The 22,574-nt window shown below is 54.6% G+C and carries 23 protein-coding genes; 13 read left to right on the top strand and 10 right to left on the bottom strand.

The window, feature by feature from the left end; genetic code table 11:
- Nucleotides 1–7 precede the first annotated feature (7 nt).
- The 4 genes from BMI79_RS01215 (at nt 8) to BMI79_RS01200 (ending at nt 1,976) form a co-directional block, all read left to right on the top strand.
- Nucleotides 8–187 carry a hypothetical protein gene (locus BMI79_RS01215; protein WP_076940016.1) on the top strand — a complete coding sequence of 60 codons (180 nt, stop codon included), beginning with the start codon at nt 8–10 and terminating at the stop codon, nt 185–187.
- Nucleotides 184–447, top strand: coding sequence for a tyrosine-type recombinase/integrase (locus tag BMI79_RS01210; RefSeq protein ID WP_076940015.1), 264 nt, complete (start codon nt 184–186; stop codon nt 445–447). The genes BMI79_RS01215 and BMI79_RS01210 overlap by 4 nt, the downstream gene beginning before the upstream one ends.
- 47 nt (nt 448–494) lie before the next feature.
- Nucleotides 495–1,436: a tRNA 2-thiocytidine(32) synthetase TtcA gene (ttcA, locus tag BMI79_RS01205; RefSeq protein WP_076940014.1), complete on the top strand. Its 942-nt coding sequence runs from the start codon at nt 495–497 to the stop codon at nt 1,434–1,436.
- A 141-nt stretch (nt 1,437–1,577) separates the two neighbouring features.
- Entirely contained in the window at nt 1,578–1,976 is a 399-nt protein-coding gene (locus tag BMI79_RS01200; protein ID WP_076940013.1) for a VOC family protein, read from the top strand.
- A gap of 352 nt (nt 1,977–2,328) precedes the next feature.
- On the opposite strand, the gene zntB is transcribed toward BMI79_RS01200, so the two are convergent.
- The 3 genes from zntB to BMI79_RS01185 all read right to left on the bottom strand — a co-directional run bounded on the left by zntB (nt 2,329) and on the right by BMI79_RS01185 (nt 5,614).
- Nucleotides 2,329–3,312: a zinc transporter ZntB gene (zntB, locus tag BMI79_RS01195; protein ID WP_076940012.1), complete on the bottom strand. Its 984-nt coding sequence runs from the start codon at nt 3,310–3,312 to the stop codon at nt 2,329–2,331.
- 155 nt (nt 3,313–3,467) lie between these two features.
- Nucleotides 3,468–5,102, bottom strand: a complete 1,635-nt coding sequence (locus BMI79_RS01190) for a peptide ABC transporter substrate-binding protein (protein ID WP_076940011.1) — start codon at nt 5,100–5,102, stop codon at nt 3,468–3,470.
- Nucleotides 5,103–5,263: 161 nt separating this feature from the next.
- Nucleotides 5,264–5,614 carry a hypothetical protein gene (locus BMI79_RS01185; RefSeq protein ID WP_076940010.1) on the bottom strand — a complete coding sequence of 117 codons (351 nt, stop codon included), beginning with the start codon at nt 5,612–5,614 and terminating at the stop codon, nt 5,264–5,266.
- A 195-nt stretch (nt 5,615–5,809) separates the two neighbouring features.
- On the opposite strand from BMI79_RS01185, the gene mpaA reads away from it, so the two are divergent.
- Nucleotides 5,810–6,517, top strand: coding sequence for a murein tripeptide amidase MpaA (gene mpaA / locus BMI79_RS01180; protein ID WP_076940009.1), 708 nt, complete (start codon nt 5,810–5,812; stop codon nt 6,515–6,517).
- A gap of 17 nt (nt 6,518–6,534) precedes the next feature.
- Here the strand turns inward: mpaA and ycjG are convergent, their stop codons facing one another.
- Nucleotides 6,535–7,500, bottom strand: a complete 966-nt coding sequence (gene ycjG / locus BMI79_RS01175) for an L-Ala-D/L-Glu epimerase (protein ID WP_076940008.1) — start codon at nt 7,498–7,500, stop codon at nt 6,535–6,537.
- Between the two features lie 186 nt (nt 7,501–7,686).
- Here ycjG and tpx point away from each other — a divergent pair, with 186 nt between their 5' ends.
- Nucleotides 7,687–8,187 carry a thiol peroxidase gene (tpx, locus tag BMI79_RS01170; protein WP_076940007.1) on the top strand — a complete coding sequence of 167 codons (501 nt, stop codon included), beginning with the start codon at nt 7,687–7,689 and terminating at the stop codon, nt 8,185–8,187.
- Between the two features lie 250 nt (nt 8,188–8,437).
- Here the strand turns inward: tpx and tyrR are convergent, their stop codons facing one another.
- The 6 genes from tyrR to pspA all read right to left on the bottom strand — a co-directional run bounded on the left by tyrR (nt 8,438) and on the right by pspA (nt 14,124).
- Complete coding sequence (gene tyrR / locus BMI79_RS01165; RefSeq protein ID WP_076940006.1) at nt 8,438–10,009, bottom strand: transcriptional regulator TyrR; 1,572 nt, start codon at nt 10,007–10,009, stop codon at nt 8,438–8,440.
- A gap of 317 nt (nt 10,010–10,326) precedes the next feature.
- Entirely contained in the window at nt 10,327–11,388 is a 1,062-nt protein-coding gene (locus BMI79_RS01160; RefSeq protein ID WP_076940005.1) for a YcjF family protein, read from the bottom strand.
- A complete protein-coding gene (locus BMI79_RS01155) occupies nt 11,385–12,782 on the bottom strand; it encodes a YcjX family GTP-binding protein (protein ID WP_076940004.1) in 1,398 nt (465 codons plus the stop codon). The genes BMI79_RS01160 and BMI79_RS01155 overlap by 4 nt, the downstream gene beginning before the upstream one ends.
- A 32-nt stretch (nt 12,783–12,814) precedes the next feature.
- Entirely contained in the window at nt 12,815–13,174 is a 360-nt protein-coding gene (pspC, locus tag BMI79_RS01150; RefSeq protein WP_076940003.1) for an envelope stress response membrane protein PspC, read from the bottom strand.
- The gene (gene pspB / locus BMI79_RS01145) at nt 13,174–13,401 is read right to left on the bottom strand and encodes an envelope stress response membrane protein PspB (protein ID WP_044551554.1); all 228 of its coding nucleotides are present in this window, start codon (nt 13,399–13,401) and stop codon (nt 13,174–13,176) included. Before pspB ends, pspC begins: the two co-directional genes overlap by 1 nt.
- 57 nt (nt 13,402–13,458) lie before the next feature.
- Nucleotides 13,459–14,124, bottom strand: a complete 666-nt coding sequence (gene pspA / locus BMI79_RS01140; protein ID WP_076940002.1) for a phage shock protein PspA — start codon at nt 14,122–14,124, stop codon at nt 13,459–13,461.
- Between the two features lie 186 nt (nt 14,125–14,310).
- On the opposite strand from pspA, the gene pspF reads away from it, so the two are divergent.
- The 7 genes from pspF to sapF all read left to right on the top strand — a co-directional run bounded on the left by pspF (nt 14,311) and on the right by sapF (nt 22,546).
- Nucleotides 14,311–15,315, top strand: a complete 1,005-nt coding sequence (pspF, locus tag BMI79_RS01135) for a phage shock protein operon transcriptional activator (RefSeq protein WP_076940001.1) — start codon at nt 14,311–14,313, stop codon at nt 15,313–15,315.
- A 341-nt stretch (nt 15,316–15,656) separates the two neighbouring features.
- Nucleotides 15,657–17,021 (top strand): pectate lyase family protein, encoded by a 1,365-nt coding sequence (locus tag BMI79_RS01130; protein ID WP_076940000.1) that lies wholly within the window; start codon nt 15,657–15,659, stop codon nt 17,019–17,021.
- A 227-nt stretch (nt 17,022–17,248) separates the two neighbouring features.
- The gene (sapA, locus tag BMI79_RS01125; protein WP_076939999.1) at nt 17,249–18,901 is read left to right on the top strand and encodes an ABC transporter substrate-binding protein SapA; all 1,653 of its coding nucleotides are present in this window, start codon (nt 17,249–17,251) and stop codon (nt 18,899–18,901) included.
- Nucleotides 18,898–19,863: a putrescine export ABC transporter permease SapB gene (gene sapB, locus BMI79_RS01120; RefSeq protein ID WP_076939998.1), complete on the top strand. Its 966-nt coding sequence runs from the start codon at nt 18,898–18,900 to the stop codon at nt 19,861–19,863. The genes sapA and sapB overlap by 4 nt, the downstream gene beginning before the upstream one ends.
- A complete protein-coding gene (gene sapC, locus BMI79_RS01115) occupies nt 19,850–20,740 on the top strand; it encodes a putrescine export ABC transporter permease SapC (protein ID WP_076939997.1) in 891 nt (296 codons plus the stop codon). The genes sapB and sapC overlap by 14 nt, the downstream gene beginning before the upstream one ends.
- A complete protein-coding gene (gene sapD, locus BMI79_RS01110; protein ID WP_076939996.1) occupies nt 20,740–21,732 on the top strand; it encodes a putrescine export ABC transporter ATP-binding protein SapD in 993 nt (330 codons plus the stop codon). The genes sapC and sapD overlap by 1 nt, the downstream gene beginning before the upstream one ends.
- Before the next feature lies 1 nt (nt 21,733).
- Nucleotides 21,734–22,546, top strand: a complete 813-nt coding sequence (gene sapF / locus BMI79_RS01105; protein ID WP_076939995.1) for a putrescine export ABC transporter ATP-binding protein SapF — start codon at nt 21,734–21,736, stop codon at nt 22,544–22,546.
- The last annotated feature ends 28 nt before the right edge of the window (nt 22,547–22,574 follow it).

Below are 22,574 nucleotides of genomic sequence, written 5' to 3'. Positions count from 1 at the left end.
AGTCAATATGCTGATCGGTTTCATTTTACTTGTCAGTGCCTGCGGCTATGACCACTGCGATGCACTGCCTGTTTCCGAGCACATATATGCAACCGAAGCAGAGTGTGAGCATGTTCTGAAAGCAATACAACTTCGCCGCCCTCAGGCCGTGCTGTTCTGTGGTGAGGTTTACCGTTCTGAAAATTGATTTTTGAACATCAAAAGTCCGCAAATCGCCGTCATCGTTCGGTGCCCGCTGTAAAACTCGCTGGTATTCGGCGGCGTAATCCGTACCATACGCGGCATACTTTCACGTGCGGGTTATTAACGGCCAGTGCTAACCCATCTTTTATTATTGAGCAGATGGGGCATGAAAACGCGCAAATGGTCTGCGAGATATACGGAAAGTGGATCGAAGAGATGAATGGGGAGCAGGTGAACATGCTAAATGATAGGTTGGCTATTTAATATATTTTGCCTCAATTTGCCCCTTTTGATGTTCTACGGAAAATAAAATGCAAGAAAATCAGTCAATTAAACCTAAAGAGCAGTACAACCTCAACAAATTGCAAAAGCGCCTGCGCCGTAACGTGGGTGAGGCAATCGCGGACTTCAACATGATTGAAGAAGGTGACCGCATTATGGTGTGCCTGTCTGGCGGTAAAGATAGTTACACCATGCTGGAGATCCTGCGTAATCTGCAGCAGAGCGCGCCTGTGAATTTCTCGCTGATTGCCGTGAATCTCGATCAGAAACAGCCTGGCTTCCCAGAACATATTCTGCCTGAATATCTGGAAAACCTGGGCGTGGAGTACAAGATCGTCGAAGAGGATACCTACGGCATCGTCAAGGAAAAGATCCCGGAAGGTAAAACCACCTGTTCCCTGTGTTCACGCCTGCGTCGTGGCATTCTCTACCGCACCGCGACTGAGCTGGGCGCCACCAAGATCGCTCTCGGCCACCACCGGGACGATATTCTGCAGACGCTGTTCCTTAATATGTTCTACGGCGGCAAACTGAAAGGCATGCCACCCAAGCTGATGAGTGACGATGGCAAGCATGTCGTGATCCGCCCGCTGGCCTATTGCCGTGAGAAAGACATTGAACGTTTTGCTGTCGCTAAAGCTTTCCCGATCATCCCGTGCAACCTGTGTGGTTCACAGCCGAACCTGCAACGCCAGGTAATCGGTGACATGCTGCGTGACTGGGATAAACGTTATCCAGGCCGGATCGAAACCATGTTCAGCGCGATGCAGAACGTGGTGCCTTCTCACCTGTGCGATACCAATCTGTTTGATTTTAAGACCATTCATCACGGCAGCGAAGTGGTAGACGGTGGCGATCTGGCATTTGACCGCGAAGATATTCCGTTGCAGCCTGTGGGTTGGCAGCCCGAAGAGGCAGATGAGCAGAACACGCCGGTGTTTGAGCGCCTGAACGTGCTGGAAATTAAATAAACGCGCTTTCCGCCTGCAACCGCAGGCGGGCTTTCTTTCCCCTTGCAGTTTTCGATCCTGCTCACAATTTACGCACAAAGAGCCTGACAGCAACGGCTTTATCCATTACTGTTTATTTATACAGTTAAATGGAGATTGCCGATGAATATCACCCCTTGTCTGTCCCACGTCTCATTGGGCACCAATAATTTTGATGATGCCGCACGATTTTACGATCGGGTTCTTGCTGCTCTAGGCTGCCGCCGCGTCATGGAGCACCCTGGAGCTATCGGCTATGGCCGTGACTATCCCGAATTCTGGCTACAAATACCGATAGACGGCAAGCCGGCCGGTACCGCCAACGGTGTGCATATCGGCTTTTTTGCCACCAGCAAAAAACAGGTTGATGAGTTCTATCAGCAGGCTGTGGCGGCAGGTGCCAGAGAAGACGGTGCCCCAGGTTCACGGCCACACTATGGTGCTGCCTATTATGGCTGCTTTGTGCGCGATCTGGACGGGCACAAGATCGAAGCCAGCTTCTGGGATGAAAGCGCAGCTTAGCGAGCCAGTATTTTTGGTTGTCGCATCAGCTGCAATAACACAGGGCCTGTGTCTAAGAACTATTAATATTTCTTGGCTTGATAATAATGCGGTGTTAGGCAGAAAAAATGCAAAAAAATGCCGGTGATTAAACCGGCATCGTATGAATTAAATGTGCTATGCAGTAATTCTAAAATAAAAAGTAAGACAATTATGGAGCGCAACGCCCATCGCTTGACGTTGCATTCACCTGCGAGGGAGATCATGCCGTAGTTTGCGCAGGCAAATATTGATGTCGCTCAACTTTAACGGCGTTTATCCCCCTCTCTTTTCGATCTCAGGGGGATTGCTCTATGCCCCCTTGAAGTAGCCATTATAACCACCGGCTACGCTTCAACCACCAGGCCACACTGACAATCAGTGCCAACAGCATGGAGCAGAAAGCGGCAAAGGCCAACGGGCTGCCACTGCCTGGGATCCCTCCTAAGTTGACACCAAACAACCCGGTCAGAAAGGTCGTAGGCAAGAACACCATCGCCATCAGCGACATAGTGTAAGTGCGGCGGTTCATGGCATCCGCCATCACGGTAGTGATCTCATCAGACAGTATCGCCGTGCGGGCAATACTGCCATCCAGATCGTCCAATCCGCGCCCCAGCCGGTCGGCGATATCCTGCATACGGCGACGATCGTCGTCACTCATCCACGGCAGGCGTTCGCTGGCCAAGCGCGAAAACACATCCCGCTGCGGAGCCATATAGCGGCGCAGCACGATCAGTTGCTTGCGTATTAACGCCAGTTGCCCACGCTCCGGAATCTGTTGTTCCAGCAGCGCATCTTCCAGATCGATAATCTTATCGTGCAGATCCTCAATAAACTCACTGGCGTGATCGGTCAATGCATCAGCAATATCTACCAGCCAATCGCCACTGTTGGTCGGCCCTGAGCCGTTCTGCAATTCGTTGACCACGGCATCGATGGAATACACCTTGCGGTGTCGGGTAGAAATAATCAGTTTATCGGTCATATACACACGGAACGTAACCAACTGATCGGGCCTTGAGTCCGCGTTGAAGTTGATGCCGCGCAGCGTGATCAGGGTCCCTTCACCCAAGCGATTAACCCGCGGGCGCGTACTTTCGCCAGAAAGCGCCTCCCTTACCGCATCGGGCAATAGCGGCGTTGTCGCCAACCATTCAGCACTTGCCGCATGGGCATAATCGAGATGCAGCCAGCAAGGTTCATCACGGGTGACTTTATTTTCATAATCAATAGGCGTCGTTCCGCCTTTGCCGTCAAGTTGATACGCATACACTGCGTCGGGCACCTGCAGATCGCCCCCCTCAATGACATCCATAGTACCCCTCTCAGTTTTGCTGTTAGACAAGAGTCGAATAGCGACCTGACGTCGGATCGCGACTTCCTCAGCGTTCAACTTTAACAATTCTATTAATGTTTAGACAAAAAAAGCCCTGCATTAGCAGGGCATTGCATACGCCAGCTTTCTGGAAGTCAGTGCTTCAGAATGTACATTTCATGACTATACGCCACATCTTCCGGGTTAGTGATCGGGTAACCCTTCACCCAAGGCTTGATCAGGCGGCCATTGGTGTACTGATAAATCGGCGCGATCGGTGCCTGCGCAGCAATCATCTGTTCGGCCTTATTATAATCGTTGGTCAGCGCCGCAGGTTTTGTCTCTCGGCTGGCTTCAAGCAACAGCTGATCGTATTCCGGGCTTTTGAATTTGGCGATATTGCCACTGTGTGTGGACGTCAGCAGCGAAAGGAAGGTAGAGGCTTCGTTGTAATCCCCAACCCAGGAAGCGCGCACTACGTCGAAATTACCGCTATTACGGCTATCAATATAGGTTTTCCACTCCTGATTTTGCAATTTGACATCCACGCCCAGCTTTTTCTTCCACATTGATGCCACGGCAATGGCGATCTTCTGATGGCTTTCTGAAGTGTTATACAACAGCGTCAACGTCAGTGGCTTGTTCGGGCCATAGCCTGCGGCCTGCATCAACGCTTTAGCTTGCGCATCCAACTCTTCCTGCGACTGTTGCTGTAACAGGCTGGTTTCTGGCTTGAAGCCTGCGGTAACGTCCGGGGTGAAGTGATAAGCAGGCTTTTCGCCAGTACCTAACACTTTCTCAGCAATGATCTTGCGATCGATGGCATAGGACAGCGCCTTGCGCACCCGTACGTCATTGGTTGGCGCACGTTGCGTGTTGAACGCGTAATAATAAGTGCCAAGCTGATCCGGGGTATACACTTGGCCCGGGATATCCTTCAGCAACTTCTGATACATGTTCTTCGGGAAAGATTCGGTGATATCAATATCACCTGCCAGATAACGCTTAGTGGCGTTAGATTCCTGATTGATCGGTACAAAGGTGACTTTAGTCAGCACAGTATGGGCATGATCCCAATAGTGCTCATTCGGTACCAGCACCAGCTTTTCATTCACCACCCGATCTTGCAGCTTAAAGGCACCGTTACCCACCAGATTGCCCACCTTGGTCCAATCGTTGCCAAACTTCTCAACGGTCGCCTGCGGCACCGGGAATAAGCTGAAGTTAGCGGTCAGGCTGACAAAATACGGCACCGGTTTATTCAGCTGAACCTTCAGCGTGTGCTCATCCACCGCCGTCACCCCCAGCTTATCGGCCGGCAATTTCCCTGCGATGATCTCATCCGCATTTTGAATACCGGCTAACTGGGCAAACCAGGCAAATGGCGACAAGTTTTTCGGATCCACCAACCGCTGCCAGCTATAAACGAAGTCTTTAGCCGTGACAGGGTCACCGTTAGACCAGCGCGCATCTTTGCGCAGCGTAAAGAGATAAATCTGGTTATCGCTGGTCTGCCAGCGGCTGGCAACACCAGGGATCACCTGACCACGTGCATCCTGATTCACCAGCCCTTCGAACAGATCGCGTGCCACCTGAGCCTCTGGTAACCCCACTGCTTTAATCGGATCCAGAGAAGCCGGTTCATCTTTGATATGGCGGACAATCTCCTGCTGTTTCGCCAGATCGGTGCCTGGGGGAACCTGAGCCGCTAGCGCACCACTGATCCCTGCGCCGATCGCCGTAGCGCAAAGCGCCAACTGAAAACTCTGCTGAATTTTGCTTATCGCCATTTTGAACTATCCCAGTTAACCATCTGAATTTTTTATCATATAGCACAAGATACGCCTTACCCATAGTTTGATGCCGGCAAGATTGTAAAAACTGAGCGTCAAGCAATAAAAAACGCCCGTATTACGGCTAGCGTGATACGGGCGTTTTCCATAAGAGAAAATTAATCGTAGAGATGAATGCTGACAATCTGGTAGCTGAACTCTTCGCCCTCTTCTTCATCAAAAATGGTGAAATAGCCCTTTTCTACCAGCGGTTTGAGCTGAATATCGGTTTTCTGTAGCTGGCGCGAGTTGATATCGTCATAACCATAATCGAGGAAGAAATCACCTTTCTGATGATCAACGTGCAGGGTAAAAGGATAGTTAGACTCATCCCCACGCCCGTCGTCATTTTTCACCACGCCAAACCACTCCCCTTGACGGATCTGGTTTTCTGCATCCACGCCGCATAATAACGTGATGGTATCCTTCGCATTTTCGCTATAGCAAGCAACTATTCTGGCAACTGGCATGTTAAATCCCCTTTATGATTAACTTCTGCCGATAGTATAACAACAGCCGTGGTTTTATTCGCATAGACACTGGGAAAGATGACTTAAAACGTAATACACTGAATAAATTAACAATCACGTCTTATCTCTGGCAGACTTGGCGTTTGCATACGGTATCAGGTCTGCGGAGATAGCTTGGTATGAAGGGACTAAACCATGATCCAACACAAACCGCGCAGCGAGCGTGGTCAACTGGCCATTGCGGGTGAAAGTTACGGTAAATCGTTGTTAGGTGCCCCATTGCTCTACTTCCCAGCGGCACACAGTGGCCCGGATACCGGGTTGGTGATTGCCGGTACGCACGGTGATGAAACGGCGACGATCGTAACGCTGTCTTGTGCGTTGCGCAGCATCAGCCCCTCTCAACTGCGCCATAATGTGATACTGGCAGTCAACCCGGATGGTTGCCAACTCGGGTTACGCTCCAATGCCAACGGGGTCGATCTCAATCGCAATTTCCCGGCGGCCAACTGGCGCTCTGGCGATACGGTTTACCGCTGGAACAGCGCCACACAGGCACGGGACGTGCTGCTTTCCACCGGAGGCAGGCCAGGGTCAGAACCGGAAACCCAGGCGCTGTGCCGCCTTATCCACCGCCTGAAGCCGCGGTGGGTGGTGTCCTTCCATGAACCGCTGGCCTGTATCGAAGATCCGGAAAACACCAATCTGGGCGCTTGGTTGGCGCATCAGTTTATTCTGCCGATGGTGACCAGCGTGGGTTACGAAACGCCCGGTTCGTTCGGCAGTTGGTGTGCAGATTTATCCTTGCCCTGCATCACCGCCGAGCTGCCAGCGATTTCTGCTGATGCCGCGAGCGAAACCTATCTGGAAGCAATGATAGAACTGCTGACGTATCACAAGTAAAGCAATGTGCGGCGCAGTTACAGCTTAATTGCGCCGCATTCGAAGACCAAGCCAGGCTCCACATCTTGCGCCAGCCAGGTAGGGCCATCAAGATCGACAAAGCGCGCGCCGGGCACCAAAGGCAACGCAGAGGCGATCGCTCTTGAAGTACACAGCATGCAGCCGAGCATGATGTCGAAGCCTTGCGCACGAGCCTGGGCGGCCAAGGTCAGCGCTTCAGTCAGGCCGCCAGTTTTATCCAATTTGATGTTGACCATTTGATAACGTCCGGCCAACTGAGCCAGATCGGCGCTGGTGTGGCAACTTTCATCAGCGCAAATCGGCAGCGGGTGGATGAAGTTTGCCAAGGCGCTATCGTTATCTGCGGGTAACGGTTGTTCCAGCATCGCCACCCGCAAATCGGCCAGTAATTGGCAGCGTGCAGCCAGCCCCTCTTCCGGCCATGACTCATTAGCATCGACGATCAGCGTTATTTCCGGCACTGCGGCACGGATCGCTACCAGTCTCTCACGGATCAGCCGATCGTCGAGTTTGATTTTCAGCAGCGTGGCCCCTTGCTGTACCAGCTCCTTGGCAGCAAACGCCATCGCTTCAGGTGTGCCAATACTGACGGTTTGGGCCATCGTAATGCGTGGGGGTGGTGCAATACTGCAAAGTTGCCACAGGTCCTGTCCCTTAATTTGGCATTCCAAAGCCCAAAGCGCCGAATCGACGGCATTACGCGCAGCGCCGGCGGGCAACAAGCGTTGTACATCTTGCCGCGTAGCCCCTTGCGCTATCGCCGCCGTTACGCTGGCCAACTGCGCCATAACCGAGCTTTCACTCTCGCCGTAACGGGGATAAGGCGTGCATTCACCCACACCACGCATCCCCTGCTGTTCAATTTCGACCACGACCACTTTGGCTTCTGTGCGGCTGCCACGGGCGATAACAAACGCCGTATGCAGCGGCCAAGCTTCCGGATAAAAATGCATGCTTCTCATAACCGCTCCTGAAAGAAAAAGCGCATAAAGTCAATTCACTGTGCAAGGGTATTCTAATATATACAACTATTTAGCAAATTTTTTATATCTAAGTCGCCCCTGTTGACTTACACTGATGCCAGGGTGTGAACCTAATGTTAATTAGGTTTAAATCTTTGTATAAACTTCGTTGAAAGGAACCAAGCAATGACTCAGACCGTACATTTTCAAGGCAATGCTGTCACTGTAGCCGGCAAATTGCCACAGCAGGGCGAACAGGCCAAAGGTTTCACTCTGGTTGCCAAAGACCTGTCAGACGTCGCGCTGAGCAGCTTCGCGGGTAAACGCAAAGTTCTGAACATTTTCCCAAGTATTGATACCGGCGTCTGCGCGGCCTCAGTACGCAAATTCAACCAACTGGCCAGCAGCCTGGATAACACCGTGGTGCTGTGCATTTCCGCCGATCTGCCGTTCGCCCAATCCCGTTTCTGCGGCGCTGAAGGGCTTAATAACGTGGTGACGTTATCGACCCTGCGCGGCGGCGAGTTTAAATCCGCCTATGGTGTGGAAATCGCCGAAGGCCCACTGTCTGGCCTGACTGCCCGTGCCGTGGTGGTGCTGGATGGTCAAGACAAGGTGTTGTACAGCGAACTGGTGAATGAGATCACCACTGAACCCGACTACGATGCCGCGCTCGCTGCGCTGTAATCAACCTGCTGATGCGCACAAAGCCCGGTGTGTGAACCTAATGCTGATCAGTTAAGCGCAAAGCTGCATAATTATGCAGCAGGTGCTAAAGGTGTGGCCTCCCTCTCCCTGTGGGAGAGGGCCGGGGTGAGGGGCTTTAGTTCAGTGATCTTCCCCTCACCCTAACCCTCTCCCACAGGGAGAGGGAACTGGTTAGCCTTAACTGACAAGCATTAGGTATGTGAACCGGGCTTTTTTATGAACTAAAAAGCTACTCCTCGCTCTCATCCACAGCCTTGCGGCTGCTGAGACCATATTCGCGCAGTTTGTTGGCGATCGCAGTATGGGAAACGCCCAAACGCTTGGCCAGCTTGCGCGTGCTGGGATAAGTACGGTAAAGACGGGTCAGCACCGAACGTTCAAAGCGCTTACTGATATCATCCAACGAACCGTCCAACACTTCATCACCCAGCGATACTTCCGCCTCAAACTCCGGCAGAATAATGTCCTGCGGGCGTAACTCATAACCATCGGTCTGGGTTAACGCGCGGTAGATGGCATTTTTCAACTGGCGCACGTTGCCCGGCCAGCCGTATTTACTGAGGAAACTGTTGAGATCGCTGGCCAGCTTTGGCCGCGCCACGCCCTGCTCGTCGGCAAAGCGCGCCACAAACAGTTCGGCCAGCGGCATGATATCCTGCGTGCGTTCACGCAGCGGTGGAATAGTGATGGTCAGCACGTTGAGGCGATAATAAAGATCCTCACGGAATTCACCGCGCTGAACCAGCTCAGTCAGGTTTTTCTGCGTGGCACAAATCACCCGCACATCCACATGCACCTCATGTTCTTCCCCGACGCGGCGGAAAGTGCCGTCATTAAGGAAGCGCAGGAGCTTGGTTTGCATGCGTGGCGACATCTCGCCGATCTCATCCAGCAATACCGAACCGCCGTTGGCCTGCTCGAAAAAGCCTTTTTTACCCTCCAGCGCATTTGGGTAAGCGCCCGGTGCATGGCCGAACAGTTCACTTTCCACTACGTCATCCGGCAAGGCAGCACAGTTAAGCGCCAAGAACGGCTGTTTGCCTCGCGGGCTGCGCAGGTGGCAGGCACGGGCCAGAATATCTTTACCGGTTCCGGTATCACCGACAATCAGCAACGGCGCGTCCAGCATCGCCAACTTGCGCGCCTGCTCCAGCACATGGCGCATTTTCGGGCTGACGGCCACGATATGGTCAAATTCAGTATCATCATTCACCGACAGATCTTGCAGTTGGCGGCCCATACGCGCAGTCGATTTAAGCATCACCACCGCACCGACCGTAGAGTTTTGCTGATTCTCATCCTCAAGATAGATCGGCGTGATATCCATCAGGAAGTCTTGGCTGCGGATCACCACCCGTTCGGAGTGTGGTGCCGTATTTTCGCTTTCCAGCCAGCGGCCAAAGTTATAGCCACCGATAAGCTGCGCCACCGTCTGGTTACGGATCTTGTCTTCATTAAGGTTGAACAGCACCTGCGCGGCAGGGTTGGCCAGTTCTACTTTGCCTTTCATATCGATGGAGAACACCGGCTCCGGCATCGACGCCAGCAGCGCACGCAAAGCCCGATGCTCGCGCTCCGAAGGCATAAAACTGACGGTGCGCACGTCAGTAACGCCGCTAATACGGCGGATCTCAGCCATCAGGGCGCGAAAGGTATCAAAATCCAACTGGGAAAAATTCAGGTAAATACGGCCGATAGGATCAATTTCGATGCCGCGCAAATCGATGCTACGCAACACCAGGAGATCGAGTAACTCTCGAGTGAGACCGAGACGGTCTTCGCAAAATACTTCCAAACGCATCAGTATTGGCCTTATCTCTGCAAGTGCGGGGATGACTGGCGATGATGATACCCTCTCACCCCGAACGGAAGAAGCAATCTGTCAGTAAAAGTTGACAGATCTCTGATTTAACACTGTCACAGATGATTTTAAACGCAACCCAATAACACCATCGGCGTAACTTTAGCCTATTGCCAGAGAGTTATCATAACTGCGAGTGATTTTTTAGCGAAATATAATGCAGTTACAGGAAGATCGTCTTTCGTCAATCAAGGGTTACAAATTCACGCTATCGATAGATCATTGCCAGGCTGCGCCACCGGGCGCAGCCTGCGAGGTTATTTGGCCTTGTTTTCACTCTTCTTCATCGTGTCTTTCAACTGCGCGATTAACTGGCCGCGAAAATCCCCCAGTTTCGGTTTATCGTCTTCCAGCCAAGGTAAAGGACGGCACAACTCCATCGCTTTTATACCCAGGCGGGCGGTCAACAGCCCTGCGCCAATCCCCTGAGCCGCACGGGCAGACAGCCGCGCCGCAATATCCTGCGACATCCAGTCCATCCCCACTTCCCGTACCAGTTCAGAAGCTCCCGCAAAGGCAATGTTCAACAGCACTAGCCGGAACAGGCGAATGCGGCTGAAATAGCCCAGTTCAATGCCATACAGTGCCGCAATGCGGTTGATCAGGCGGATATTACGCCAGGCGATAAACGCCATATCCACCAAGGCCAGCGGGCTGACGGCGATCATCAGCGCCGATTCCGCGGCAGAACGGCTGATCTCACGCCGCGCCTGGTTATCCAGCACCGGTTGCACCAGCTTGGCATACAGTGCCACCACCTCACGGTCGTTTTGCGTCTCATGCAGCGAAGCCTGCCAGCGTTGCAACGCAGGGTGCCCCTGATCCAAACCGGCCTGCCGCGCCAGCTTTTCACAGAACTCACGCCCTTTGCCTAAACCATGGCTGTGCAACAGTTCACGCGCTTCATCACGCTCTTCCGCGCGCTGGCGCAGGCGATACAGCCGCCGCCATTCCCCCACCACCGACCCCACGCCCGCGAACACGATCAAACCACCGGCCACGCCGCCGCCGAGGGCGATCCAATCCTGTTGCAGCCAGGAGGTGTGCAGCCACTGAATGCCCTGCGCCACTACGCTGACGCCAAACAGCACTAACCCAGCGTTGACCATTTTGCGCCACAGGCTGCGCTTGGGTTTCAATGCCGCATTGATGATCCCTTCGGCGCGCCCCTCTTCCTCTTCCTGTTCCCATTCCGGGGCCGCAGGATAAAATTTTTCGGCCTGCAGCTCATCAAACGCCACTCCGGCGCGCAATACTGGCTCCTGCGGTGCCTGTAACGGCTCGGCAAAGTCGATACGCGGTTTTAACGGCTCGCTCATCGCAATTTATCTCCCAATAAAAACTCCATTACCGCATCCAGGCGGATATGCGGTAACGGGCTGTCGACGCTCATCACCCGTGGGCGGAATTCGTCAAAGTGGAACCCTTGCTGCTGCCAGAACGCTGGGCCAGGCAAACGGGCCGGGACTTCGCCCGGGAAAACCGTCAGCGGCGTATCATCATTCAGGCGATGGCCCTTCAACGCCGGGATCCGCTGCCCATGGTGATCCACAATACCGCTTTCGGTGGCCTGCACCGACGCCAGCCCGACGCAGTCCATGCTGATCCCTTCAAAGGCCGCGTTCTGCCAGGCTTCCTGCACCAGTTGCTGCAACAGCGAAACCAGGTTTGCATGCTGATCGGCGGTGATATGGTCCGCTTTGGTGGCAGCAAACATCAGCTTGTCGATGGTGGGCGAGAATAAGCGACGGAACAGCGTACGTTTACCGTAATGGAAACTCTGCATCAGCTGCGTCAGCGCCAGCCGCATGTCGTTGAATGCCTGCGGCCCGCTGTTGAGCGGCTGTAGGCAATCCACCAGCACAATCTGGCGATCGAAACGAACAAAATGCTCTTTGTAGAAATTTTTGACGATCGACTGGCAATAATAGTTAAAGCGCGCGCGCAGCATTGCGAAGTTGCTGCGCTTATCCGCCTGCGCCAGCCGTGATTCCCCTGCGGCATCAACGTTCGGCCACGGGAAAAACTGCAAGGCTGGCGCACCGGCCATCTCGCCCGGCAGAACAAAGCGCCCCGGTTGGATAAAGTGCAGCCCTTCTGCTTTGCAGCGCAGCAGATAATCGGTATAGGCCTGCGCAATCGCAGCCAGCTTGTTCTCATCGGCCACGGCCAGCGGATCGAGATCGTTGCACAGCGCCAGCCAAGGCTTGGCCCATTCGGCTCGCTGCCCCTGCAATAGCCCGCCCATCTGGCGCGACCAGGCCAGATAATCCTGGTCCAGCATCGGCAGATCGAGCAGCCATTCGCCAGGGTAGTCAACAATCTCCAGGTACAGCGTGGAGGTTTCTTTGAAATGGCGCAGCAGCGAGTCATTGGAGCGATAACGCAGCGCCAAGCGGATCTCGCTGACGCCGCGCGTTGGCGTCGGCCAGCTCGGCGGGCTGCCATAAAGCTGCGCCAGCCCTTCGTCATAGGTAAAACGCGGGATGCCGAGATCGCGCTGCGGAATACGTTTCACCCCCAGCAGGCGCTCTTCCCGCACCGGCGAAAACAGCGGCATACGTGCGCCGCTGTGAACATGAAGCAACTGATTAACGAAAGCGGTGATAAACGCCGTCTTGCCGCTACGGCTCAGGCCGGTCACCGCCAACCGCAAGTGGCGATCCATGCCGCGGTTGACCAGCGAAGTTAACTCATTTTGTAGTCGTTTCATTGTTCTCCTTGGCAAATGCCCCATCTGACAGGTTACAGCTTGCGAAAGCGGCTCTGCACACCAAAGGTATCAGACGTCACATAACGTTCGACCTGGCGTAACTGCTGCTCGCCGCTGCCCAGTTCATACTCCAGTTGATCAAGCAACTGGCGCGGGGTCTGCGGGTGTTCGTTTTCATAACGGCTGGCGGGCGCCTCGTCCAGCATAAAGGTCAGCGCGATGTAGGCAATGATAGTGAAGAAAAACAGCCCGAAAAACATCGACAACACCACCATCACCCGAATTAACCGCACCGGCACGTCAAAATAGTGGGCCAAACCGGCACAAACGCCCTTCAGCATACCTTCTTCAGGTACGCGATAAAGCTTTTTACTGCCCAACGTGTTCGCCATTAAGACTGTCTCCAATTCGGGTGTTCTGCATCAAGAATTTCTTCCAGCGCCTGAATGCGTTCACGCATGCGCTTGGCATCTTCCGCCAGCTGTGCCAACCGTTGCATCTCCTGATGGCTCAGTTGAATGCCGCTCTGTTGCCGGTTGCTGTAATGCAGCCATAGCCAAATCGGTGCGACAAACAACACAAAAATTGTCAACGGGATGGCAAGTAATAGAGCACTCATTTCAATTCCTTCTTATTGGTTTTGGTAGGCGGCCACGGGGCGGTGGCCGCTGAAACATTACTCTGAGCGATTCATTTTGGCCTTCAGGGCCGCCAGTTGCTCACTGATGGCATCATCCGCCTTCAATTCGGCAAATTCCTGCTCCAGGCTTTTCTTTTTGCCGATGCTGACGCTTTCCGCTTCGGCTTCCATATGGTCAATCCGGCGTTCGAACTGCTCAAAACGCGCCATGGCTTCATCCAGTTTACCGCTGTCCAGCTGGCGGCGCACATCGCGTGAAGATGACGCTGCCTGATGGCGCAGGGTTAACGCCTGCTGGCGCGCCCGTGTTTCGGTCAGCTTGTTTTCCAACTCGCCGATTTCGCTTTTCATGCGTGCCAGCGTTTCTTCCACCGTTGCGGCTTCATGGCTCAGCGTGGCGATCAGATCGGCCACCTTCTGTTTTTCGATCAGCGCAGCGCGCGCCAGATCTTCTTTATCTTTACGCAGCGCCAGTTCGGCTTTGTCCTGCCAGTCATTGAGCTGATGTTCCCCCTGTTCAATACGGCGCAGCAACTGCTTTTTCTCCGCCAGCGCCCGCGCTGAGGTGGAACGCACTTCAACCAGCGTATCTTCCATCTCCTGGATCATCAAACGCACCAGTTTCTGCGGGTCTTCCGCCTTATCCAGCAGAGTGTTGATATTGGCATTCACGATGTCGGCAAAACGAGAAAAAATACCCATAATTCACTTCCTCTTGGTCATAGGTCGGCGTCTGAGGCGCCGCGTTGAATCATACTGTTGGTATCAATACCTTATCAAAACCCGTGCCAACTTTTATTATATTGAAAATAAAGGAATATTTATTTTTGACTCTCTTAGCACTTGCTGTAGAGTGAGTATTTTCACCAAACATTGGCGAATTTCATCATGAGCGAACCGTTAGAAAACCTGCTGGGCGAAGCAAACGCCTTTGTTGAAGTGTTGGAGCAAGTTTCGCAACTGGCGAAACTCAACAAACCCGTGCTGGTGATCGGTGAACGCGGCACCGGTAAAGAGCTGATCGCCCACCGCTTGCACTATCTTTCCAACCGTTGGCAAGGGCCGTTTATTTCGCTCAACTGCGCGGCGCTGAACGAAAATCTGCTGGATTCTGAGCTGTTTGGCCACGAAGCAGGGGCGTTTACCGGGGCGCAGAAGCGTCATCTTGGCCGCTTTGAACGCGCCGACGGCGGCACCTTATTCCTGGATGAACTGGCTACCGCGCCAATGCTGGTGCAGGAAAAACTGCTGCGGGTGATTGAATATGGCCATCTGGAGCGCGTCGGCGGCAGCCAGCCGCTGCGGGTGGATGTGCGGCTGGTATGCGCCACCAACGACGATCTGCCAGCGCTTGCCGCAGCGGGTAAGTTCCGTGCCGATCTGCTGGATCGCCTGGCTTTCGATGTGGTGCAGTTGCCACCGCTGCGCCAACGCCAGCAGGACATCATGCTGCTGGCCGAGCACTTCGCCATCCAGATGTGCCGCGAACTGTCCTTGCCGCTGTTCCCCGGCTTCAGCCAGCATGCGCAGGCCACCCTGCTCGGCTACCACTGGCCGGGTAACGTGCGTGAACTGAAGAACGTAGTGGAACGTTCGGTCTATCGCCACGGTTCAAGCAGCAGTGAACTGGATGAGATCATCATTAACCCATTTGCTCAACGCACCGTGCCGGCAGCCATTGCTCCACCACAGGCCAGCGGCCTGCCCGCCTTACCGCTGGATGTGAAAGCCTGGCAGCATCAACAGGAAAAAGAGCTGCTGGAACTGGCGCTGCAGCAAGGCCGTTTTAACCAGCGTAAAGCGGCGGAGCTGTTGGGGCTGACCTACCATCAGTTGCGTGGCATGCTGAAAAAACACGCTTTGCTGCAAAACGCTGGGCCGGAGAGCGAATAATTTTTTGCATTCAGCGAGCGGTAACGCTCGCTACTTTCCTTTTTTCATTCCCTGCCACTCCACTCTCTTCACAACCGCAGAGCCTTTCCAAACATAGCCATAAAAATAATCAGAACTTAATTTCTAAATTAATAAAATGATGTTCTACATTTTATTGGTCACCGTCAAAACCACTCTGGCGGTGCGAGGAAAAACCATAGCAAAGGAGTATGCACCGCCCAATCAGGCGGTGCACCAAATCAACGCTCGCTGGCCTGAAATGGGGTCGTGAAAGCATTTCACAGAGTTCGGGCATGCAACGTGTTGAATATTCATGCAACATTATTATGGCAGGAGTCACTATGCATCAATCCGTTACATTGCGACGTGCAACCCTTTCCACCGCGTTGAAACTGGTACTGGCTAGCGGTTTGGTCTGTTCTACGCTCGCCACCGCAGCAGACCTGGGGCGCGAGGTGCTGGCAACAGGAGACGGCTGGGGGTCTTATGGCCCTGGCGTCACTGGCGGCAGTGCAGCCAGCGACAGCCACATCTATGTGGTCAACACTTGGCAGGAGTTGCGTACTGCACTCGGCGGCACCAGTGCACAAAACCAGACCACACCACGCATTATCTATGTCAAAGGCAAGATCAATGCGATGGAGAGAGCGGAAGGCGGTGGCTTGCTGACCTGCGACGATATTGCCGAGCAGGTGCAAGTACCCGGCAGCGCACAAACCTTCAGCATGGAAGATTTTATCGAGCATTTTGATCCCGCGGGCGCCTGGGGCATGGTGACCCCAGAAGGGCCATTAGAGGAGGCGCGGGTGGCAGCAACCAAGCTGCAGACCAAGCAGATACAGCAACGTTTCGGCTCTAACGTCACGTTGATCGGGGTGGGGAAAGATGCCCATATCATCGGGGCGCACCTGCTGGTGAAAGAAGTCAGCAACGTGATTATCCGCAACCTGCACATTTCTGATGCCTATGACTGTTTCCCTGAGTGGGATCCAACCGACGGCAGCGCGGGTAACTGGAACAGCCTGTATGACAATATTTCGCTGATGACGGTAGAACATGCCTGGGTAGATCATGTCACGCTGGACGATGGCGATCATCCGCGCCAATCACTGCCGAAAGTGTATGGCCGTACCTTCCAGGTGCATGATGGCCTGCTGGATATCACCCACAGCAGTAACTACGTCACCGCCTCCTTCAGTATCTTTGGCGATCACGACAAAGTTAACCTGATCGGCTCCTCAGACTCACGCCTGGTGGATCGCGATAAGCTCAAGGTCACCATGCACCATAACCACTGGGTCAATCCGGGCCAGCGGGCACCGCGCGTGCGTTTCGGTCAGGTTGACGTTTACAACAACTATAGCCAGATCCTGGCAGCAGCGGACTTTACCAGCATGTGGGGCGTCGGATTTGAATCTGCCATCTATGCGGAAAAGAACGTGATCGAATTGGCTAGTGGTATTGCAGCAAACAAAGTGATCAAACGCTACGGTGGTCAGCATATCTTCACCGAAGGCAACCTGGTTAACGGCAGCCCGGTCGATCTGCTGGCTGTTTACAACGCCTCGGTCTCGGCAGCGGATCAACTCACCAGTAATGTCGGCTGGGCACCAACCCTGCGACTGCAGGTGAACAACGTTAACGACGTGAAAGGGATCGTTACCAGCCAATCTGGCTCCGGTAAGCTCGACAGCGATCACCCATGATTAAAGCAAAGTAACCTTCACTGGCAGGCCCCGCGCCTGCCAGCATCGCTGAGCGGGATTTATCGCGTTCTAACCTAACATTTTCATCGGCTTTACTATTTTATCGCCAGACAATCGCCGCAAGCGCAGCCAAGCAGCAGAAAATTCAGCCGTTTTACTCAAGAAATTGGGTAGATTGCCAGAGTGCGATACACTAACGCTATTGCTCATTAACCCATGAAGCGTCTATGCGTGGTTTACCTCTTTGGATAATGTCGTTGAGCGGCCTGGCAACCTCAGTGCTGGCCTCAACGCCCCCCGTGCCGAGCACGGTGCCACCGCCAGCGGATATCCGCCAGAGCGGTTTTGTTTATTGTGTCAGCGGCATCCTGAATACCTTCAACCCACAGATGGCCAGCAGTGGCCTGACGGTCGATACGCTGGCTGCCCAGTTATACGATCGCCTGCTGGATGTTGACCCTTACACCTATCGGTTGATCCCGCAACTGGCGCAAAGCTGGGAAGTGCTGGACAACGGGGCGACCTATCGCTTCCATCTGCGCCGTGACGTCCCTTTCCAGACCACTGCCTGGTTCCAACCCACGCGTAAAATGAATGCCGATGATGTGGTATTCAGTTTTGAGCGGGTGTTCAACCAAAAACATCCGTTCCACTCGGTGAATGGCGGCGAATACCCCTATTTCGACAGTTTGCAGTTTGCCGATTCCGTCCAGCGGGTGAAGAAGTTGGACAACTATACCGTCGAGATCCGCCTGCAAACGCCGGACGCCTCTTTCCTCTGGCACCTTGCCACCCACTATGCACCAATATTGTCGGCAGAATATGCCGCCAACCTGACGCTGGCAGGCACACAGGAATTGATCGACCGCGAACCCGTTGGGACTGGCCCATTCATGCTGAACGAATACCGCTCCGGGCAATACATTCGGCTGGCGCGCAATGACGTTTACTGGAAAGGCAAACCACGGATGCCACAGGTGGTGATCGATCTGGGTGCCGGTGGCACCGGCAGGCTGTCGAAGCTGCTAACCGGGGAATGCGATGTGCTGGCTTACCCGGCCGCCAGCCAGCTTTCAATTCTGCGTGACGATCCCCGTCTGCGCCTTACGCTGCGGCCCGGCATGAACATCGCCTATCTGGCGTTCAACACCCGCAAACCGCCGCTGGATAATCTGAAAGTGCGCCAGGCCATTGCGCTGGCGATCAATAACCAGCGCCTGATGCAGTCGATCTATTACGGTACGGCGGAAACCGCCGCCTCGCTGCTGCCGCGCGCCTCTTGGGCGTATGACAGTGATGCACTCGTGACGGCATACGATCCGGCCAAAGCCCGAGAGCTGCTGCGCGAAGCCGGGGTTGGCCCGCTGGATCTGAAACTGTGGGTGCCTACCGCGTCGCAATCCTACAACCCGAGCCCGCTGAAAACTGCCGAACTGATCCAGGCAGACTTAGCCCAGATCGGCATCAACGTCACCATCGTGCCGGTGGAGGGCCGCTTCCAGGAAGCGCGCCTGATGGAAATGAATCACGATCTCACCCTCAGCGGCTGGGCCACCGACAGTAACGATCCGGACAGTTTCTTCCGCCCGCTGCTGAGCTGCGCGGCAATCCGTTCGCAAACCAACTATGCTCACTGGTGTGATCCCAGTTTTGATGAAGTGCTGCAGGATGCGCTGTTATCGCAGCAGTTGTCGCAGCGTATCGAAAAATACCAACAGGCGCAGAAAATCCTGGAACAGCAGTTGCCAGTATTGCCTCTGGCCTCTTCCCTGCGCCTGCAAGCCTACCGCTATGACATTAAAGGTTTGGTGTTGAGCCCGTTCGGTAACGCATCGTTTGCCGGGGTATATCGCGAACCAGCGGAAGAGGTAAAAAAATGATTATCTTTACCTTGCGCCGCATTCTGTTGCTGCTGATTACGCTGTTCTTTCTGACACTGGTCAGCTTCAGCCTGAGCTATTTCACCCCGCGTGCACCGCTCAATGGCGCCGCCCTGCTGGATGCCTATCAGTTCTATTTCGTCAGCCTGATGCAAGGGGATTTTGGCGTTTCCAGCATCAACGGCCAGGCAATTGGCGAACAGTTGCGCGAAGTGTTCCCAGCTACCATGGAACTGTGCCTGCTGGCGTTCACGCTGGCACTGAGCATTGGTATTCCACTGGGCATTATTGCCGGCGTGCTGCGCGGCAAATGGCAGGACACTGCCATCAGCACCTTTGCCCTGTTGGGGTTTTCCATACCGGTATTCTGGTTGGCCCTGCTGCTGATGCTGTTCTTCTCCTTGCACCTCGACTGGTTGCCGGTTTCAGGCCGTTTCGACCTGCTGTATCAGGTTCAGCCAGTGACCGGTTTTGCGCTGATTGACGCCTGGCTCTCTGATTCGCCCTACCGCAACGAAATGATCGCCAGCGCGCTGCGCCATATGGTGCTGCCAATTATCGTTGTAGCCATAGCGCCGCTCACCGAGGTGATCCGTCTGATGCGTATCAGCACCGACGATGTGCTCGGCCAGAACTACATCAAGGCCGCCGCCACCCGTGGTCTGTCGCGCTTTACCATTATCCGCCGCCACGTCCTGCACAATGCGTTACCGCCGATCATTCCCAAACTCGGTTTACAGTTTTCCACCATGCTCACGCTGGCGATGATCACTGAAGTGGTATTCAGTTGGCCAGGGCTGGGCCGCTGGCTGATCAATGCCATCCGTCAGCAGGATTATGCCGCGATCTCCGCTGGCGTAATGGTCGTCAGTTCGCTGGTGATTACCGTCAACGTACTGGCCGATATTCTGGGTGCTGCCACCAACCCACTGAAGCATAAGGAATGGTATGCCCTTCGATAACGTCTACGGCGAAAAGAAAATGCCAAGCCCGCTGCGTTACACCTGGCGGATTTTTTACGGTGACACACTGGCGATGATTGGCTTTTACGGCGTGATTGCCCTGCTGTTGCTTTCCCTTTTCGGTAGCCTGCTGGCCCCTTACGCGTTGGATCAGCAGTTCCTCGGTTATCAGCTGTTGCCACCGTCCTGGTCACGCTACGGCAACGTGTCGTTCTTCCTCGGCACAGACGATCTGGGCCGCGATATTCTGAGCCGCCTGTTGACCGGCACCGCCGCTACCTTCGGTTCTGCACTGATCGTCACCATTGCCGCCGCCTTTTTTGGCGTGATACTCGGGGTATTTGCCGGGGTGACTCGTGGCCTGATCTCGGCGGTGCTGAACCATGTGCTCGACACCCTGCTTTCCATTCCTTCGCTGCTGCTGGCGATCATCGTAGTGGCCTTTCTTGGGCCGAAGCTGGAACACGCCATGCTGGCCGTGTGGCTGGCACTGCTGCCGCGCATGGTGCGCACCATCTACAGCGCCGTGCATGACGAACTGGAAAAAGAGTATGTGGTTGCCGCCCGCTTAGACGGTGCCTCGACGCCACAGATCCTGTGGTATGCGGTAGTGCCGAACATTGCGGCGGTGCTGGTGACCGAGTTTACCCGCGCACTGTCGATGGCGATTCTTGATATCGCCGCGCTGGGCTTTCTCGATCTTGGTGCCCAGCTTCCTTCTCCTGAATGGGGGGCGATGCTCGGTGATTCGCTGGAACTGGTGTATGTCGCGCCCTGGGCGGTGATGCTCCCCGGCGGTGCCATTCTGGTCAGCGTACTGTTGGTTAACCTGTTGGGCGATGGCATGCGCCGCGCGATTAATGCGGGAGTGGAATAATGCCGTTACTCGATATCCGCAATCTGACGATTGAATTTATGACCGCCGAAGGGCCGGTCAAGGCGGTCGATCGCGTCAGCATGACGCTGACCGAAGGCGAAGTGCGCGGCCTGGTGGGCGAGTCCGGATCGGGGAAAAGCCTGATCGCCAAAGCGATTTGCGGCGTCACCAAAGACAACTGGCGCGTTACGGCCGATCGTTTCCGCTTCGACGACATCGATCTGCTGCAACTGACGCCGCGCGAACGGCGGAAGCTAGTGGGGCATAACGTTTCGATGATCTTTCAGGAACCCCAGTCCTGTCTGGATCCGTCCGAAAGCATTGGCCGCCAGTTGGTACAGGCAATTCCCGGCTGGACCTACAAAGGCCGCTGGTGGCAAAGGTTCAACTGGCGCAAACGCCGCGCCATCGAACTGCTGCACCGCGTCGGCATTAAGGATCACGACGACATCATGGGCAGTTACCCCTACGAATTAACCGAGGGGGAATGCCAGAAAGTGATGATCGCCATTGCGCTGGCCAACCAGCCACGGCTGCTGATCGCCGATGAACCTACCAACGCCATGGAACCCACCACCCAGGCGCAGATTTTCCGCCTGCTGGCGCGCCTCAACCAGAACAACAACACCACTATCCTGCTGATCAGCCACGATTTGCAGATGATGAGCAAATGGGCAGATCGGATAAACGTGCTGTACTGCGGGCAAACGGTGGAAAGCGCCCAGTGCGAGGAGCTACTCGCCGCCCCACACCACCCTTACACCCAGGCGCTGATCCGTTCCATGCCGGATTTTGGCCGTTCGTTGCCGCATAAAAGCCGCCTGAACACGCTGCCGGGGGCGATCCCATCCTTGGAGCACCTGCCGATCGGCTGTCGTTTGGGGCCACGCTGCCCCTACGCGCAGAAGACCTGCATTGAAACCCCGCGCCTGCGCGCGGTGAAAACCCGTCTGTTTGCCTGCCACTTCCCGCTGAACATGGAGGAGCAATAACATGGAAACGCTGTTGGAAGTGCGCAATCTGGCGAAAACATACCGCTATCGCACCGGGCTGTTCCGCCGCCAGAATGTAGAGGCGGTAAAATCCGTCAGCTTTACCCTGCGTGAACGCCAGACGCTGGCGATCATCGGCGAAAACGGCTCCGGTAAATCCACCCTGGCGAAAATGCTTTCCGGCATGATCGAGCCCTCTTCCGGCGAAGTGTTGATTGATGACCATCCGCTGGAGTATGGCGATTATCGCTACCGTAGCCAGCGCATTCGCATGATTTTCCAAGATCCCAGCACCTCGCTCAATCCACGTCAGCGCATCGGCCAGTTGCTGGATGCGCCGTTGCGGCTGAATACCGATCTGGAGGCCGCAGAGCGCGAAGCGCGTATCAACCAGACTTTACGCCAGGTGGGCATGCTACCGGACCACGCCTATTATTATCCGCACATGCTCGCTTCGGGCCAGAAGCAGCGCGTTGCCCTGGCGCGCGCGCTGATCCTGCAACCTCAGGTGATTATCGCCGACGAAGCGCTAGCATCGCTGGATATGTCGATGCGTTCACAAATCATTAATCTAATGCTCGAATTGCAAGAAAAACACGGAATATCATATATTTATGTTACCCAGCATTTGGGCATGATGAAACATATCAGCGATCAGGTGATGGTGATGCATGAGGGTGAAATCGTTGAACGTGGCAGCACGGCCGAGGTGCTGGCAGCCCCGCTGCACGAGCTCACCAAACGCCTGATCGCCAGCCATTTTGGTGAAGCACTGACTGCCGATGCCTGGCGGCGTGATGGCGGCAAGTTCTAATTCCGAACAACTAAACCTAAAGGATAGC

Source organism: Serratia oryzae (assembly GCF_001976145.1).
Taxonomy (GTDB): Bacteria; Pseudomonadota; Gammaproteobacteria; order Enterobacterales; family Enterobacteriaceae; genus Chania; species Chania oryzae.
Note: the sequence above shows the minus strand (reverse complement) of the source record. Positions and strands in the feature narration are given on the sequence as shown.